13 protein-coding genes and 1 tRNA gene are annotated in these 17,568 nt (G+C 61.6%); 7 read left to right on the forward strand and 7 right to left on the reverse strand.

Annotation, left to right across the window (positions count from 1 at the left end; translation table 11 throughout):
* Positions 1 to 13: 13 nt before the first annotated feature.
* From OO730_RS02600 to OO730_RS02630, 7 genes are all read left to right on the forward strand, one after another.
* A complete protein-coding gene (locus tag OO730_RS02600) occupies positions 14 to 589 on the forward strand; it encodes an arylesterase (protein ID WP_264983019.1) in 576 nt (191 codons plus the stop codon).
* The gene (locus tag OO730_RS02605; RefSeq protein WP_264983020.1) at positions 589 to 2,283 is read left to right on the forward strand and encodes a YcaO-like family protein; all 1,695 of its coding nucleotides are present in this window, start codon (positions 589 to 591) and stop codon (positions 2,281 to 2,283) included. The genes OO730_RS02600 and OO730_RS02605 overlap by 1 nt, the downstream gene beginning before the upstream one ends.
* 27 nt (positions 2,284 to 2,310) lie before the next feature.
* A tRNA-Leu gene (locus OO730_RS02610) sits at positions 2,311 to 2,397 on the forward strand.
* Between the two features lie 184 nt (positions 2,398 to 2,581).
* A complete protein-coding gene (locus tag OO730_RS02615) occupies positions 2,582 to 3,859 on the forward strand; it encodes a double-cubane-cluster-containing anaerobic reductase (protein WP_264983021.1) in 1,278 nt (425 codons plus the stop codon).
* Entirely contained in the window at positions 3,856 to 4,617 is a 762-nt protein-coding gene (locus OO730_RS02620) for an acyl-CoA dehydratase activase (RefSeq protein WP_264983022.1), read from the forward strand. Before OO730_RS02615 ends, OO730_RS02620 begins: the two co-directional genes overlap by 4 nt.
* Before the next feature lie 54 nt (positions 4,618 to 4,671).
* Positions 4,672 to 6,570, forward strand: coding sequence for an ABC transporter ATP-binding protein (locus tag OO730_RS02625; protein ID WP_323373364.1), 1,899 nt, complete (start codon positions 4,672 to 4,674; stop codon positions 6,568 to 6,570).
* Positions 6,571 to 6,585: 15 nt separating this feature from the next.
* Entirely contained in the window at positions 6,586 to 7,155 is a 570-nt protein-coding gene (locus OO730_RS02630) for a DUF922 domain-containing Zn-dependent protease (protein WP_264983024.1), read from the forward strand.
* Between the two features lie 531 nt (positions 7,156 to 7,686).
* Here OO730_RS02630 and OO730_RS02635 read toward each other — a convergent pair.
* The 7 genes from OO730_RS02635 to OO730_RS02665 form a co-directional block, all read right to left on the reverse strand.
* Complete coding sequence (locus tag OO730_RS02635; protein WP_264983025.1) at positions 7,687 to 10,017, reverse strand: FAD-dependent oxidoreductase; 2,331 nt, start codon at positions 10,015 to 10,017, stop codon at positions 7,687 to 7,689.
* 27 nt (positions 10,018 to 10,044) lie between these two features.
* A complete protein-coding gene (locus OO730_RS02640; RefSeq protein ID WP_264983026.1) occupies positions 10,045 to 11,679 on the reverse strand; it encodes a glutamate synthase-related protein in 1,635 nt (544 codons plus the stop codon).
* On the reverse strand, positions 11,643 to 12,779 hold the full coding sequence (locus tag OO730_RS02645) for a class II glutamine amidotransferase domain-containing protein (RefSeq protein ID WP_264983027.1): 1,137 nt from the start codon (positions 12,777 to 12,779) through the stop codon (positions 11,643 to 11,645). Before OO730_RS02645 ends, OO730_RS02640 begins: the two co-directional genes overlap by 37 nt.
* 361 nt (positions 12,780 to 13,140) lie before the next feature.
* The gene (locus OO730_RS02650; RefSeq protein ID WP_264983028.1) at positions 13,141 to 13,542 is read right to left on the reverse strand and encodes a type II toxin-antitoxin system HicB family antitoxin; all 402 of its coding nucleotides are present in this window, start codon (positions 13,540 to 13,542) and stop codon (positions 13,141 to 13,143) included.
* Positions 13,543 to 13,571: 29 nt separating this feature from the next.
* Positions 13,572 to 14,789 (reverse strand): murein transglycosylase A, encoded by a 1,218-nt coding sequence (gene mltA / locus OO730_RS02655; RefSeq protein WP_264983029.1) that lies wholly within the window; start codon positions 14,787 to 14,789, stop codon positions 13,572 to 13,574.
* The gene (locus tag OO730_RS02660) at positions 14,789 to 15,898 is read right to left on the reverse strand and encodes an AI-2E family transporter (RefSeq protein WP_264983030.1); all 1,110 of its coding nucleotides are present in this window, start codon (positions 15,896 to 15,898) and stop codon (positions 14,789 to 14,791) included. The genes mltA and OO730_RS02660 overlap by 1 nt, the downstream gene beginning before the upstream one ends.
* A 57-nt stretch (positions 15,899 to 15,955) precedes the next feature.
* On the reverse strand, positions 15,956 to 17,560 hold the full coding sequence (locus tag OO730_RS02665; RefSeq protein ID WP_264983031.1) for a response regulator: 1,605 nt from the start codon (positions 17,558 to 17,560) through the stop codon (positions 15,956 to 15,958).
* Positions 17,561 to 17,568: the final 8 nt, after the last annotated feature.

Consider the following 17,568-nt stretch of genomic DNA (forward strand, 5'->3'; position numbering starts at 1 on the left):
CCGCCGAAAGATCATGCAAGACGGGACCGTCCGCATAGCCTGCTTCGGCGACAGCCTGACCGAGGGGTACGGCCTGGCGCCGAGGGAAGCGTTGCCCAACGTCCTGGAACGATTGCTCCGGGAGGAAGGCCTCCCGGCGCGGTGCCTGAACTTCGGCGTCTCTGGCGAGACCTTCGAGGACGGCCTGATCCGCGTCCACAAGGTCCTCCAGTCCGGGCCCGACGCGGTGATCCTGGAATTCGGGGCCAACGACTGTTTCATGGGCGACTCCGTCCAGACCATACGAGACAACGCCACAGCCATCCTCGATACGCTGAGATCGCACGGCCTGCCCGTCCTGCTGGTGGGCATCACGGCCCACCCGGAGATCGGGGCCGCGCACAAGGCCGAATTCGACCCGATGTTCGGGGAACTGGCCGAAGAATACGGCCTGCCCCTGTTCCCGGACATCCTGGCCCCATATTACCCGGACCCGTCGCGCACCCTGCTCGACGGGCTGCACCCCAACGCGCAGGGAGTCGAAGCCATGGCCCGCGCCCTGCTGCCCCAGGTCATCGAGCTGGTCCAAACCGCACAAAAGAGGGATTGATGCGCTACAAACTCCAGATGACGGACACGGATTTCGGCGTCGGCATGTTCGCCGCCGTGCCGGATGTCAACCTGAGCTTCAACGAGATGATCGACTATCTCCGCAAGCATCCGTTCGACGACCACATGCACGAGTTCGTGCTTCAGGGATTCAAGGACTTCCGCACGCGCAAGCTGGAAAAGCTCATCAAGGAAGTGATGAAGGACGGCGGACAATCCGACCCGGTGCTGGCCGCCGTTCTGTTCGAGGCGTGCATCTGCCATCGGCGGCAGGCCCCCCTGCTCAAACACTTCGACGGTCTGGACCCGGCCGGTCTGCTGCCCTACACCCCGGCCATCCACATCCGCTCGCACCTGCTTGAAGACCAAGACCGCCACCGCGCGTGGATACGGCTCTTCGGCGACAACATCTTCACCCTGGCCCCCCTGCCCGCGCCCGGAGACGGTCCGGAGCCCGTTTTCACCGACAAGGACCTGGACATCCCCGCTCCGGCCACGGCGGCCCAGGCCAGACAGGCTCTCGACGGCCAGCTCCCGCCGCCCAAGCCGCGGAGGCCGCTTGAGGAGACCATCGAACACGCCTTTTCCGTGCTGGACAAGGCGGACGCGCCGCTCGGCCCGGCCATGCAGCACAAGGCCTCCCTGTCGCCCATCGCCACCCTGCGCCACTGGATGACCAAGACGCGCACCGCCAACGGCTCCCTGTCCAACTCCCTGGAGGCCATCCAGACGAGTTACGGTCGCGGCCTGTTCCGCGCCAGGGCGGACGCCTCCTGCTGCATGGAGATGGCCGAACGCTTTTCCTCCTACGCCAGCTTCGGCCCGGCGGGCGTGCTCAAGTACAAACAAAGCTACCCCCTGGTCCACGCATCTTTCGACGAGTTGGACGTCCCGGCGGTCGACCCGAACGCGATCCGGCTGGAAGTGCCCTATGCCGGGCAGAAGCTCCACTGGATGGAGGGCCACGCGCCCGACGGCTCGCCCATGCTGATCCCGGTCCAGTTCGTGTTCCTGTTCTGCAACCTGGACGAACAGTCCCTGTTCAGCGCCCTCGGCTCCACCGGGCTGGCATCCGGCAACACCATGCCCGAGGCCAAGGTGGCCGCCCTGACCGAGGTCATCGAGCGCGACTCGGACGCCACCATTCCCTTTGACCCGAGCCGATGCTTCCGCGTGGAGAGCGACGATCCGGAAATCCGCAAGTTGCTCGACGGCTACCGGGAAGACGGGATCGACGTCTGGTTCATGGACGTGACCACGGAACTCGGCGTGCCGTGCTACAAGTCCGTGGTCCTGGGCAGGCACGGCGACGTGAACAAGGGCGGCGGCTGCGGCCTGAGCGGCCCGTCCGCCCTGGTGTCGGCCATGACCGAAACCGCCTACCCCTACCCCGGCCCGAAATCGGGTCCGGCCCCGGAAGGGCTGCCCGTGCGTAGGCTCGAGGACCTGCCCGACTATTCAACAGGCAGCGCCGACGGCGACCTCATGGTCCTGGAAAAGACGCTCATGAACAACGGCTACACCCCGGCCTACGCGGACCTGACCCGCAAGGACCTGGACATCCCGGTCTGCCGCGCCGTCATCCCCGGCCTGGAGCTGATCTCCGATTTCGACCACTACTCCCGCGTCAGCCCGCGCCTGTTCCGCAACTATCTGGCCATGTTCGAAGAAGCAAAACCATTGACTCCCCGCTGATTTGCGCGATACTGAAACACACCCCAAGCCCGGGTGGTGGAACTGGTAGACACCAGGGACTTAAAATCCCTTGTTCGCAAGGACGTGCGGGTTCAAATCCCGCCCCGGGTACCATTGGAATAAAAGGACTTCTGCCCTGCGGCATAGGTCCTTTTTTTATACCTTCCCTATTGGTGTCGAATCCTGACCAAGTGCCGGGCGTTTCCATTCTCTCGCGTTGAGATATAGATGAAACCAACGTTAGCCGATAGACGTAATAAATGAAACATCATCGCCATCACATGAGGAAGGGAAAGCCATGACTGAATCATCGCACCGGGAAATGTGGGAAAAACTCGATCTCGACCTGGACGCTCACGACGCCCTGCTGGAAGTTCTGGGCAAGTTCTACGGGGACATCTACATGTCCCAACAGAACCGGCTGCAGGGGGCCGAGTACCTGGATTTCGTCCTGTCCGAAGTCCACGGGCTGCGCATCAAGGAATTGCAGGACGCCAAGGCCGAGGGACGCAAGGTCGTCGGCACCTTCTGCGTCTTCGTGCCCGAAGAGATCACCCTGGCGGCGGACGCCGTGCATGTGGGGCTGTGCGCCGGAGCCGACGCCGGGACCGACCTGGCGGAACAGTTGGTCCCGCGCAACACCTGCGCCCTGATCAAATCCTTCATCGGCTTCAAGATGGCCAAGCTCTGTCCGTACACCGAATCCTGCGACATGATCGTGGGCGAGACCACCTGCGACGGCAAGAAAAAGGCCTATGAGGCCTTCAACGAGATCGCGCCCACCTACATCATGGAAGTGCCGCAGACCAAAACCGAGGCCGCCCGCGCCCTGTGGAAATCCGAGGTCCTGCGCTACCTGGCGGAAGTCGAAAAGCTGACCGGCAAGACCATCACCCCGGAACGCCTCAAGCAGGGCATCAAGACCACCAACGCCAAGCGGCGCGCCCTGCAACGGCTGACCTCGCTCCGGGCAGCGGACCCCGCGCCCATCTCCGGCCGGGACGCCCTGCTCGTCAACCAGATCAGCTTCTACGACGAGCCGATCCGCTTCACCGCCAAGATCAACGAACTCTGCGACGAGCTTGAAAAGCGCATCGCGGCCAAGGGCGGCATCGCCCCGGCCAAGACGCCGCGGCTCCTGCTCTCCGGCTGTCCCATGGCGGTCCCCAACTGGAAGCTGCCCTATGTCATCGAGAGCTCCGGCGCGGTCATCGTGGGCGAGGAATCCTGCATCGGCACCCGCAACTCCCGCGACCTGGTGGACGAATCCGGCGAGACCATGGATGAAATGATCGACGCCATCGTGGACCGCTACATGAAGATCGACTGTGCCTGTTTCACCCCGAACACGGAACGCCAGGAAAACGTCACCGAGCTGGCCAAGCGCATGAACGCCGACGGGGTCATCCACTACAGCCTGCTCTTTTGCCAGCCCTACACCCACGAGGCCCTCAAGGTGGACAAGACCCTGCAGGCCGAGGGCATCCCCATGCTCTCCATCGAGACCGACTACTCCATGGAAGACGTGGAGCAGCTCAAGACCCGCGTCGAGGCTTTCGTGGAGACCCTTGCGTGATTATCGGACTCGACATCGGCTCCCGCTCCATCGAGCTGGTGGCCATGAACAACCGGGAGGTGGTGCACGCCCTGCGCGTGCCCACCACCTTTGACCCGCTTTCCCAATGCCGAAAACTTCTGGACGGGTTGCGCCCGGACATCCTGGTGGGAACCGGGTATGGCCGCAACCTCATCCAGAGGCTCGGGCTCGACTGCGTCCACTCGGCCATCACCGAGATCAAGGCCCACGCCATCGGCGCCCGCCACCTGTTCCCGGAGGCGGCCACGGTACTGGACATCGGCGGGCAGGACACCAAGGCCATCGCCCTCTCCGGCGGCAGGGTCATGAAGTTCGAAATGAACGACCGATGCGCCGCCGGGACCGGAAAATTCCTCGAATACACGGCTGGCGTGTTCCAGATTCCCATCGAGGAGTTCGGCCACTATGCCATGAAGGGAAACGACCCTCCGGAGATCAGCTCCATCTGCACGGTGTTCGCGGAAACCGAGGCCACCTCGCTCATGGCCCAGGGCAAGCAGCCCGAATCCATCGCGCTGGGCCTGCACAAGGCGATCATCAAGCGCACGGTCAACATGCTGAACAGGGTCGGCCTCAATCAGCCCCTCGTCTTCACGGGCGGCGTGGCCAACAACCCCTGCGTGCTCAGCCTGCTGGCCTCGGCCATCAAGGCCGAGGAAGGCACCGGCCTGCTCATTCCCGAAAACCCCGACATGGTCGGCGCCCTGGGCGCTGCACTGCACGCCGCCGACGGCTAGACCGCCTTTCGGGTCCGTTCTTCCCCCGCATCATCCGGGGAGCATCCGCTCCCCGTGTCCTTCCCGGCTGCCCGCAGCCGCCCCCCAAAAAAGCTTTCCCCTTTACTAAGCCGCCCCAAGACCTTATTTGAGGGACTGCGCACGCATCGTTTCGCGACAACTTTTCAAGGAGCCATTTTGCCTCGTCCTGCAAAACTACATAAATTCAGCAACTTCCACCTGTTCAAACGGAGTGTCTACTATTTCGCCCCCTACAAATGGCGCGTCGTCCTGGCAACAATCGCGCTGCTGGCATACTCTCCCATCCCTGCCGGTATAGCTTGGCTCGGAAAAGATTTTTTGGACAAAGTCCTCATTGAGAAAGACATACCCATGCTAAAAGTTTGTGTTGTGGGGGTTGTTCTGCTCACCCTCATGAAGTGTGCCACCCTCCTTGCACAAACCTTTCTCATGAACGCCACGGGCATCCTCGTTCTCCGGGACATACGACGAGAACTCTACCACAAAATAATACGCCTCCCCATGCCGTACTTTGCCGAAAGCGAGGTGGGCATGCTCATGAGCCGTATAATCTCCGATGTCATGTCAGTCCGGGTATGCCTTCCCAGCCTGCTCATGTTCATCAGGCAGATATTGACCCTCGTCGTCCTGATCGGCCTCACAATTTATCTGGACGCCTACCTTGCCTTCTGGAGCCTGCTGGTCATGCCGGTAGCCATTTATCCGTTTATCTACTTCGGGCAAAAAATCAGAAAATACGGCAGAAAAATCCAATCGGGAGTATCTGGTGTCAACGTAGTTCTTCAGGAAAGCTTCTCCGGCATCAAGGTCATCAAGGCCTTTGCCAATGAGCTGAAGGAAGACTTCAATTTCGAAAAGGAAAATACCAGCTACACCAAACTTCTCATCAGGCAGGTGCTCTACAGCGAAGGATCATCGAGGGTTATGGACATCATTGGGGGCGTGGCCGGTGCGACCATCATCTGGGTCGGCGGCATGCAGGTTGTCAACGGCGAAATGACCCCCGGCGAGTTGTTTGCGTTTATGGTAGCCGTCCTCCAATTGTATGATCCTGTCAAAAAACTTAACGCATCCAACATACAGATCCAGCAAGGACTGGCCGGGGCCGAACGCGTGTTCGACATCCTGGATTCCCCGGAAATCAAAATCGAGGACCAGGGGGAAACAGTATTTAACGGCAAGCTCGAGAAGCTGGCCTTCAAGGACGTCCGGTTCGCCTATCCCAAATCCGACGACAACGCCGTGGACGGTGTCAGCCTGGACATCGAGGCGGGCCAACGCGTAGCCATCGTCGGGCAGAGCGGGTCGGGAAAGACCACCCTGGTCAATCTGCTGCCGCGTTTCTACGACGTCAGCGAAGGGACGATCACACTCAACGGCATTGACCTCCGGGACTACACCCTGAACAGCCTGCGCCTCAACCTCGGCCTGGTCTCCCAGGACACCTTCCTTTTCAACACTTCCATCACCGACAACATCGCTTACGCCCAGGAAGAATACGACATGGAGGAAGTGAGAAACGCGGCCCGGGCGGCCTATGCCCACGATTTTATCATGGAAATGCCCGAGGGATACGATACCTTTGTAGGCGAAGGCGGTGTCAAGATCTCCGGCGGTCAGAAACAACGGCTGACCATTGCCAGGGCCATCATGAAAGACCCGACCCTGCTCATCCTGGACGAGGCCACCAGCGCGCTGGACACCCAGTCCGAACGCATCGTACAGAAGGCCCTGGACAACCTGATGCAGGGACGCACCTCCATCGTCATCGCCCACCGACTGTCCACGATCCTGTCCGCCGACGTCATCGTGGTCATGGAAAACGGCCGCATTATCGCCAAAGGACGCCACGGCGAATTGCTGGAGACCTGTCCATTGTACAAGCGACTGTACAACATGCAGTTTGACGACCTGCCGGACAGGGACGAATAGCTTCCGGGGACAACCATGAGACGCCTGCCCGCCGCACTTCTGGCCCTGCTCCTCCTGGCCTCGCCCGCCGCCGCCGACGTGGTCCGGACGGTGAAGACTGAATACTATACGGTTCAGGGCACAGACCCGGCGAGCATCGCGGCGGACCTGCAGATCAGTTCGCCATGGGACAAGGGACTGGGGAAACACACGGCCGTCACCCGGACCAAGATCAATATCCAATACAAAATGGTAAAACGGGGCAGGGATTGCTCGGCCAGAGACGTCAAAGTCTACCTTCACCTCACCTATCTCTATCCAAAGCTGGCTCGCAGCGTGGACGGCAAAACCTATCAATGGTGGAAAGGGTTCCTCGCCAAGCTGGAGGAACACGAACTCATCCACGGCGAAATTTCCAGCCGGGCCGCCCATGCCTTGAGCGACGAACTTGAAGCGCTCGTGAACGTGGACTGCGTCAATTTCAAGGCCATCGCCAAGAACCGATTCAACAGGTTCATGACCAAGCTGAAACAGGACCAGGCCGCCTACGACAAGTTGACCGAACACGGCATCAGGCAGGAACGCAACCGGGGAAGGTTTCCCTGATCACTCCACACATTCGCCCTGGACATGGAGTACATACCGGACGAATTCCCGCACAAGGCCATCGACAAGGCGGACTTCAAGCGCATGCAGCGGATGGAGAAAAAAGGCCATTTCACACGGGGCAGGATGCCTCCGGCGGCTGGGGGAAGGGGAGAGGGAAACCCTTTGGAAAGGGTTTCCCTCTCCCCTTCCCCCAGACCCCCATCCCCTCTTCCTTCCTAAACTTTTTGTCGGCGCATCCGCGCGGTTGCGGGTCGATGACAGACAACCTTCTTCTCTAACTATAAAAAGTTAAAAAACTTTGGGGTTCAGTTTTTCCCCAAAACAACAACCCGCGATTCGGGCACGAAAAAAACGCCGCGCCATGTATAAGCATGACGCGGCGTGTCTCGTTTTTTCGTGTCCGAATCGCCAATCGGCTCACCTCTCGCCGAAGGCGACACAGGGGTCCAGGGGGCCTTGCTCCCTGGCGGGTCCGGGGCAGCGCCCTGGTCTCCCCGAAGGGGCCGCCGGAGGTCCTCCCCAAACGCCCTACTCCATGGGAGCCGGGGCCTTCATGTCCCAGATGCCGCAGGGGCAGGAATCGGCGCAGAACCCGCAGGCAATGCACTTGTCCGGGTCCACCACGCGCTCGAAGCCGCCGTCGGGCAGCTCAACGCGGACGATGGCCGCCTGGGGGCAGACCGTGTCGCAGATGTAGCAGTCGCGGCAGGAACCGCAGGAGGAGCACTCCGCCCCGCACTGGTTCATGTCGCTGAACTCGATGACGCGCGGGTCGAAGTATTCGAGCGTCATACGGGTGTAGTCGATCATCTCGCTGGTGTCGGATTGCGGACGGCGATTGTTGAACAGGTCGTCGATGATCTCGGCAGCCCTGCGCCCGTGGCCGATGGCATGGGTCAACAGGCCGGGCCGGACCACGTCGCCGATGGCGAACACCTTGGAATCCGTGGTCTGGTAGTCGTCGTTGACCACCACATGGCCGCGATCCAGGGCGATGTTGTCGGGCAGGAACTCGATATCCGGGGCATCACCGATGGACATGATGACCGTGTCGGCCTCGATCAGCTCGCCGGATTGGAGCAGCACGCCCTCTTTGGTGATCTCCTTGGTGAAACAGGGCCACTTGAAGCGGGCGCCCACGGCCTCGGCTTCCTTGCGCTCCTTGCCGAAGGAGGCGGGTTCCTGGATGTCGATCAGGGTGATGTCCTCGGCCCCGACGCCTGCGGCCACGGTGGCCACGTCGCAGCCCACGTTGCCCGCGCCGATGATGACCAGCTTCCTGCCGATCTTGGCCTTGCCCTGCTTGGCGTCCTTGAGGAAGGTCAGGGCCGGGTAGATGCGCTCATGGCCGGGCACCGGGATGACGCGCGGCTTCTGCGCGCCGGTGGCCAGGACCACGTAGTCGTATTCCTCACGCAGCTCCTCGAATTCCTTGCGCTTGAGTTCCTGCTGCAGATGGACGTGGGGCAGCACCTTGGCAGCCCGTTCGACCTCGGCCTCGACCACTTCCTTGGGGACGCGGGAGTTCGGGATGGAGGACGTTATCTTGCCGCCCAGGGTCTTGGCCATGTCGAAGACAACGGCCTCGTGCCCCTTCATGCGAATCTGCCAGGCCACGGAGATACCGGCCGGGCCGCCGCCGATGACGGCCACGCGCTTGCCGGACAACTTGGGCAGCTTGGGCGCCTTGGACTTGTGCCCCTCGCGACCGAGCTTGGTGATGTCCACGGCGGCCATGCCCTGCTGCGTGGAACGGGTACACCCCTCCATGCACAGGTTGGGGCAAAGATAGCCGCAGACCGTTGCCGGGAACGGCGTATAGGCCAGGGCCAGATCGACCGCCTCGTCAACCAGGCCGTCACGCACCAGCTGCCAGCGCTTCTGCACGGGCATGCCCGTGGGACAGCTGGACTGGCAGGGAGCCATGTACTTGCGGTTTTCCCAAACCGGCACCCTCCGGCGCAGATCGCCGTGCACGACCAGCGGGATGGGGGAACGGTCCAGCGACGTCAGGTCGCCGATCATGCCGCCCATTCCCAATTCCTTGTCCCAGACGTTGGACCGGAAATCGGTCATGGAGCGGCGGACCTTGCCCTTCTTCTCGAACGGGGTCTTTGCCCGGATGAGCTGCCACTCCTCGCGCCGGGTGAGCCGCTTGAGCAAGCGGATGCGTTTGATTTTCTTGAGGTAGCTTTCCAGGTTCGCGGTCAGCCAGGCCCACGTCTCGTCGTCGATGGGCTCCATGAGAGCGTCCGCCTGGGAAAACCCGTCGATGGGACCACGCACGAATATCCGGCCACCGACCATCCCCACGCAGGGGCGGTAGCCGAGCACGTTCTTGGGGCTCTGGGCCTCGTGGCCGCAGACCACGGCGGTGCCGCCGGCCATGAACTCGGCGAAGTAGTCGCCCACCGAGCCCAGCACCCACAACTCGGGCGGGGCGAACCGGGGGTTGGTCTTGGTCATGGTCATGCCGCGCGAGCCGATATTGCCCGCGATGAAGACCTTGCCCTGGGCCATGGCGTTGCATACGCCGTTGCTGGCGTTGCCGTGCACGATGATTTCCGCGCCCGCGTTGAGCCAGCCGATGTCGTCCGAAGCCGGTCCCAGGACCTCGATGGAGGTGCCGGGGAATCCCTTGGAACCGATGCGCTGCCCCGGGGAACCGGTGATAGTCACGGAAATGGGCTCTTCCTTGGAAATCCAGAGCCTGCCGCCGATGCCGTGTTGGCCCATGGCGTCGATTTCGAGCTTGCGCGCGCCCTTGCGCACGGCGTCCTGAATGCGTTTTTCAAGCAGGCGGGACTCGACGCGATGGCCGTCTTCAATCCCGCGTATGCGATATATTCTCTTAGCCATTGTATACTCCGATATCCTGAACTTCGGTTAGATCACGTATTTGATGTCGAGACGGTCCGCCACATCCTTGTCGCTGATGCCCAGCGCGTCGGACATGCCGATGGGCAGGGATGTGGAACGGCCGAGCGGCGCAAAGACCTTGCGCAGCTCCGTATCGAAGCTCAGGTAGAAGTCCACCACCCGCTCCGCGACCTTTTCCGGGTCGAGGCGGCGGTAGATTCTCGGGTCCTGGGAGGTGATGCCCTTGGGGCAGACACCGATGTTGCAGACGTTGCAGCGGTCCTTCTCGGAGCCGAGGCAGCCCGCACCGGCCTGCATGACGTACTTGCCGATCTGCACCATGGAGGCGCCGAGCATGATCAGGGCAGCGGCGTTGGCGGCCAGATTGCCGTGCTTGCCTATGCCGCCGCCCGCGATGAGCGGAATCTCGTTCTGTGCGCCGGCCACGCAGAGCGCCTTGTAGCAGTCGCGCAGGTTGGAGGCGATGGGATGGCCCATGTGGTTCATGGACACGTTGTAGGCCGCGCCCGTGCCGCCGTCCTCGCCGTCGATGGCAAGCCCGGCCGCATAGGGATTGCGAACCAGGTTGTTCAGCACCGCAAGCGAAGTGGAAGAGGCGGATATCTTGGGATAGACCGGTACGCGGAATCCCCAGGCCATGGACATGGACTGGATCATCTTGGCAACGGCTTCCTCGATGGAGTATTTGGTCTGGTGCGTGGGCGGGCTGGGCAGGGAGACGCCCTTGGGCACGCCGCGGATGGCGGCGATGAGGTTGTTGACCTTGTGCCACATGAGCAGGCCGCCGTCACCGGGCTTGGCGCCCTGGCCGTACTTGATCTCGATGGCGCAGGGGTCTTCCTTCATCTCCGGGATGGCATGGATGATCTCGTCCCAGCCGAAATAGCCGGACGCGATCTGCAGGATGACGTACTTGATGAACCGGGAGCGCAGCAGGCGCGGGGGACAGCCGCCCTCGCCCGTGCACATGCGCACCGGCATGTTCATTTCCTCGTTCAGGTACGCCACGCCCATCTGGAGGCCTTCCCACATGTTCGGGGAAAGGGCGCCGAAGGACATGCCGCCGATGACCAGGGGATAAATCTCGCGAACCGGCGGCTTCCAGCCGTTCTCATGGAAACACTTGATCTCGTTCTCGGGCGATAGAACGCGACCGAGCAGGGTCCGGATCTCGAACTCGTGGCGACCGGCGTCCAGGGCCGGGTCGGTGAGCATGGAGATGCGGATGAACTTGATCTGGTCCAGGAGGGATTCGGAATTGTTCCGGCGGCCGCCGCGCGTCCGGGACTGGCCGCCCCGATTGTTCTGGAACTGCAGCGTGGTGGAATCGTCCTGACGCTGAGGCTCGATGGCGTTGTTCGGGCAGACCATGTTGCACATGGCGCAGCCGATGCAGGCGTAAGCCGGGTCCGTGCGCTGCCGGATGCCGTAAAATGTGGAGAACTCGGTGGTCGGCTTGGCGGACAGCCCCATGGGGGCCTTGATGTCACGCTTGCGGAAAACGCCGAGCTCGATGGCGTTGACCGGGCACACCGAGGTACACCGGCCGCACTTGGTACAGGTATTGATATCCCACTTGATCTGCCAGGGCAGATCCTTGCGGCTTAACGTTGAAGGCGTAATGGGTCTTTCTGCGAGCATTTGAGAACCTCCCGGCAGTCGGGTCCGACGATTGCCGTGTCGAGATGCATGGGTTGGAAATCCTGGGTCTTGTCACGATCGGGGATGGCGGCATTGAGTCCGCAAATCTCGGAGGAGAATGCGAAAATGCCCTTTTTCGGGTCCCCGCCGACCACGCCGGGGCGCAGTTTCTTGCGATCCTGGGCCATGAACATGGAGCCGTCCGGCAGGCAGCCGATGACGCAGTTGGGGCCGTCGATGATCAACTTGCGGCAAGACTTCTTCAGGTTGGACAGAAATTCGCGATCCGGGTGACCGGCCATTTCCTCGTCGTTCATGGGTGTGATGACGTGCTTGTACGAGCTGATGTCCAGCCCCAGCTTCTTGGTGGCGAAGTGGGCGATGTGCGTGAACACTTCGGAGTCGGACTGGTAGCCCTGGTACCCGGTGACGCCGCGCGACTGGAGATATTCCTTGATGGGAATGAACGCGGTGTTCTCACCGTTGGTCATGGTGGATATGCCTTCGATGAAGAACGGATGGCATGCGTACAGGTTGATGGCGTAGTTGGTGTTCTGCCGCCCCTGGGCCAGGATGTGGCGGGCGTGCAGTTCCTCTCGGTCGAGCTTGAGGTACTCGCCGATTGCCATGGGGTCGCCCACTTCCTTGATCATGATGGTGTCGGGCCACAGGGAGAAAACCATGATCTCTCCGGACTCCTCGCCCTCGGCGCGCAGGTCGAGGCGCATCTGAACGAGCGCCCTGTCCTGTTCCGCCTTGGGAAGCGCCCTCCACTCGTCGGACATCTTGTAGGCCAACGAAGCATAGGTGCCCCGCTTGGGGGTGCCCACGGGCGGCACGGTCTCCGGCTTGAACATGGCGGAATACTGGGCGCGGTGGCCCCGCTCCGCCATATACTCATAAACCCTTTTCAGACCGGCATCCGTGAAGATACCCGACAGAATCGGATGCCCCTTCAACTCCTCGAACGGCCCGCCGAGGCCGCTCAGGAACAACCCCACGCCGGACCCATCGTGCCCTTCCTTCATTACATTGAGGGCGTCGATGGCCAACATGGGCGATACGGGCTCACGGCTTGTGAGCGCAAACAATCTGCACATGGTCTCTCATCTCTCCACTGTTATACTGTACCGGGAATGCCTGATTCGGACTGATTTTCGAAATGAAATGCCATCCGAACTCAAAAATTCCCCCCTCCCGGACGTCCAATTAACAATTTTGGAAGTGAAATAACCCAAATTCCAACTCCAAATTGCGTCAAGCTCAAACCTGACCGGGAGATCGACCGTAGACCAAAAGCCAAAAGCCTGCAAGTGGATGAATCTGTCCAATTTTAACAGGATTGTTAAGGCAAAAATCAACAATTCAAAAAAACGCGATCCGCTTTTTCAGCAGATCGCGCTTTTAGGCCACATTTTTTTCGATTTCGGAACGATATTACCTACAATTTCGTATTTTCCATCATTCCTCGAAAATATCGTTCTTGATGGCCTCCCTGGCGGCCACGGCAAGGAAGTCCGCCGGAGACACCCCGTGCAGCTTGGAATACTTCTCTATGCGCTCCAGAAGGTGTGAATGCATAACCACTTCGAATTCCTCAAAATCCGATCCATCCCCGGTGACGGAAACATTGATCGCCTTCTTGCCTTCATGCTCCGGCATGGCCAGCAGGGATTTCTTGGTGGACGGCTCCGGCAACGCCTTCCCCTGCTCAACCATTTCCTCGGCGAACACGGCCAGGGCCTCGTGGGCATGGTCCACGGCCTCGTCCAGGGTGTCGCCGCAGGTCACGCAACCGGGAAAATCGGGAAATTCCACAGAGAAACCGTTCTTGTCCTCTTGAAAAAGGGCAACATACTGCATGATTGTATCCTTGATATGGGTTGAACAGGCTACTCGGCGTTGTCGGGAATCGCGTCAAGCACCTTTTTGCTGATCAGCATGAACACTTCGGAATCCTCCTGGAGATGCCCGGCCAGCTGTTCGGCCTCAGGGCCGGTGCCGCAGAACAGGTCCATGCGCGTTCCCTGGATGGCCCCGCCCGTGTCCTGGGCGGCCATCAGCGAGAGGAACGGTTCGGACTCGCCGGTCCCGTAATCAATGAGCGCGGTCTTGAGGGCCACCACGCTGCCCAGCGGGATCACGCGCCGGTCCACGGCAACGCTCACCCGAGGCGTGAGGATGGACGCCATGGACCCGTAGGGGCCGTCATCGGCCAGCCGGAAAAAGACATAACTCGGGTTCTCGAAGAGCAGATCGACGGCAACGTCCGGGTTGGCGTTCAGGAAAGTCCGGATGCGCTGCATGGACATCTCTTCCCGGGGGATGTGGCCGCGCTCGATGAGCAGCTTGCCCAGGGACCGGTACTGACGCCCGTTCTTGCCGCCGTAAAGAATGTGCTTGGCCGTGCCGTCCGGCAGGTCGAGCCTTCCCGACCCCTGTATCTGGAGAAAGAAAACATCCACCGGGTCGGCGGCCCAGGCGATTTCAAGGCCCCTGTCAGCCAGGGCGCCCTTCCCGTCGATGGCCTCCCGATCGTGGTACGGCTGGACGCCCTCCTCCCCAACCCTGTAGGTCAGGGTCTGTCCCTCCCAGCGGGGGTGGAACGCGCCGAGGTCCAGGGTTTTGAGGTCGTCGGGCACGCCGTACAGCGGATAGCGGTAGGTGTCGTCCGGAGTCAGGGACGCCTTGAGCCACGGCTCGTAGTAGCCGGTCAACAGGGTCCCGGGGGCCAGCTTGAGCCACTGGAACCGCTCGGCAAGCAGGCGCGGGTCGCGATCCAGGTCGTCGAGCACGGAAAGCAGCTCGGCCACGGAATCCCCGAGCATCCCCCATGTCAGAACCAGGCCGGGCCGGTTCACGCAGACCGCGTCCTGCGGCCGATTACGGATGTAGCCGAGATTCTGCTCCAACACAGGGCGCAGCCCGCCCCAGGACTCCGTCCCCTGCAACCGGGGCGACAGGTGCGCGGCCAGTGTCTCGGCCTCGCTCTCCCCGACGGGGACATAGGTGGGCTCCACCTCGACAGGCAGGGGCCGGGTGGCCTCGGGGCCGCAACCGGACACGGCCAGGATGAACAAGGCCAGGAAAAGAAGGACAATCCGCTTCATTATGATTGGGCCTCGTCTTCGTCTCTGAGATCGTCTGCGTATTCCTCGATGTAGATCTGCAACATGACCATGACGAAACTCAGGATGAGCGGGCCGTAGAAGATGCCGAGCATGCCGAAGGAGTAAATGCCGCCGAGAATGGCGATGAAGATGTAGAAGGTGGAGACCTGGGCGGCCTCGCGCATGAAAATGGGCCGCAGGATGGTGTCGATGCCGACAACGAAGATGCCGCACCACAGGGCCAGGAAAATGGCCGTCTTCCAGTCGCCCGCCAGCACGAGATAGACCACCGACGGTACCCAGACCAGGCCGGTGCCGAGGACCGGGATCAGGGAGGACAGGGCCATCATGGCGCCCCAGAAAAAGGCGGGAATGCCGACCACGGCCAGTCCGATGCCGCCCGCGACGCCCTGCAGCACCGCCACCAGCAGGCAGCCCATGAGCACGCCCCGGGCCACGCGCTTGAGGGAGTCGATGATGAAGTCCTCCTGCGCCGGACGCAGCGGCGACAGGTGCTTGAGGTAGGCGACCATCTTGGACCCGTCGCGCAGGAAATAGAAAAGGATGAAGACCATGAGCAGGAAATGAAGGATCAACTTGGCCCCGTTGCGCACCAGCTCCGTGCCGAAGGCCAGCATGGATTGGGCGAACTGCCTTGAATACTGGACGATATCGGCCTGCAACTCGACTTCGTCTATGCGCAGGAACGGCAGCTTGGCGTTGAGCAGGGCGAGATACTTGTCCAGGGTTTCCAGGCTGACCAGGTCCTTATAGGTCCCCTGGGTGATCCAGGCGTTCAGGGAGACCAGCGACTCCACACCCTGATTGATCAGGGCCATGAGCAGAAACGTCATGGGCAGGAGCAGGGCGAAGACGATGATGGCCACGGTCAGTCCCGAGGCAGCGCTCCGCTTGCCCTCGAATACCCTGAGCGCCCAGTTGAAGACCGGGGAGAACAGGACCGCCAGCACCGTGGAGAAGATCATGGTGTGGATGAACGGCTCGATCAGGGCGAAGCCCAGATACAGGGAGAAGAGAAAGAGCAGGATCAGGAACACCTTGTAGATGCCCCCGTCCAGCAATGGATTGACGGGTTTTTTGTCGTTCATGTCGTTATTCTCTCCGTAGGGGAAGCAATACCAGCATATTGCGCAACACTCAATCCATCAGGCCGCAGAATGGGAACTTCCCTGAGAGGGCTGGCGGCTGGCGAGAATCGATTGGATGATGGCGGCCATGGTGTCGATCTCCACGGGCTTGGAAACATAGTCGTCCATGCCCGCGTGGATGCACCGCTGCTCGTCGCCCCACATGGCGTGGGCGGTCAGGGCCACGATGGGCACGCGCGGGTCGAGGCAGCCGGTCTCCCGGCTGCGGATGGCCCGCGTGGTCTCGATACCGTTCATGCGCGGCATCTCCACATCCATGAAGACCACGTCGAACCGTTCCGCCTTGAGCACCTCCACGGCCTCGAGGCCGTCCTCGGCCAGGGTCACGGTGCAGCCCATCTTCTCAAGGAGCCTGACGATGTACCGCTGGTTGACCAGGTCGTCCTCCACGACGAGAATGCGCGCGCCACGGATGGGCGAATCCCCGCCCATGACCGCTTCCGACGGCGCCAGGGTCTCATAGCTGCTGTGCTCAAGGGGCACGCAGACGGAAAATGTGCTCCCCCTGCCCTCGACGCTCGAGCAGGTGACCGTCCCGCCCAGGGCCGTGGTCAACCGGCTGACGATGGCCAGCCCCAGGCCGAGGGCGCCGGTGGTGTGGAGCAGGTGGTCCTGCGCCAGGGAGAAGGACTCGAAAATCTCGTTCATTTTGTCCTTGGGGATGCCGATGCCGCTGTCCTGAACCAACATCTGGACAAACACCTTTTCCCCGCCGGTCGAGGGTTGCAGGCCGTCTCCGTTGTCCATCGGCGTGATGTCCACCAGGATTTGCCCTGAGCGGGTGAACTTCACGGCATTGTTGACGAGATTGCCGAGAATCTGCCGCAACTTGGCCAGGTCGCCCCGCAGCCAAATGGGAATGGCCGGAGCAAGGGAATATCCAAGGCTGATCCCCTTGGCCTTGGCCGCCCGGTTGTACCGGGAGAGCACGCCGACCACGAGGTCCTCGAAGCGGAAATCCGTCATCCGGATCTTGAAGTCGCTGGTCTCAAGCTTGGAATAGTCGAGAATCTGATTGAGCACCGAGAGCAGCCCCATGGCCGAGTCCTTGATGAGCTGGACGTTTTCCCGGTACGGCTCTTCCATGTCGGACATGAGCAACAACTCGGTCATGCCCAACACGCCGTTCATGGGTGTGCGCAACTCGTGGCTGACCGTGGCCAGGAACGCGGTCTTGGCGCGGTCGGCCCCCTCTGCCGCCTGTCTGGCCCTGCGCAGTTCCCGCTCCATCCGGTGCGTGTACAGCCCCACTTCGACGGCGTTCCTGAGCTCGGTGTGGATCACCGGCTTGAGCAGGCAGGACAGGGGGCCCGCCTCCTCGGCCCAATTCCGGGAGGCCGCGTCCTCGGCAACGGTCAGGCAGATGACCGGGACGTCGAACCGGCGACGAATCTCCCCGGCCGCCTCGAAGCCGTCCATCTCCCCTTCCAGCCGCCTGTCCATGAGCACCAGGTCGGGATGCAGGGTGTCCACCTGCAACAAGGCATCCGCCCCTGCGCTGGCCACTCCGGCCACTTCGTACCCGCCGCGCTCGACCGCCGCCCGCATGTCCTGCCGGACCGCGTCGTCGTCGCCTACGATCAATATTTTCCGGTTGGCCATCGGTTCTC

Source organism: Pseudodesulfovibrio portus, from assembly GCF_026000375.1.
Taxonomy (GTDB): domain Bacteria; phylum Desulfobacterota; class Desulfovibrionia; order Desulfovibrionales; family Desulfovibrionaceae; genus Pseudodesulfovibrio; species Pseudodesulfovibrio portus.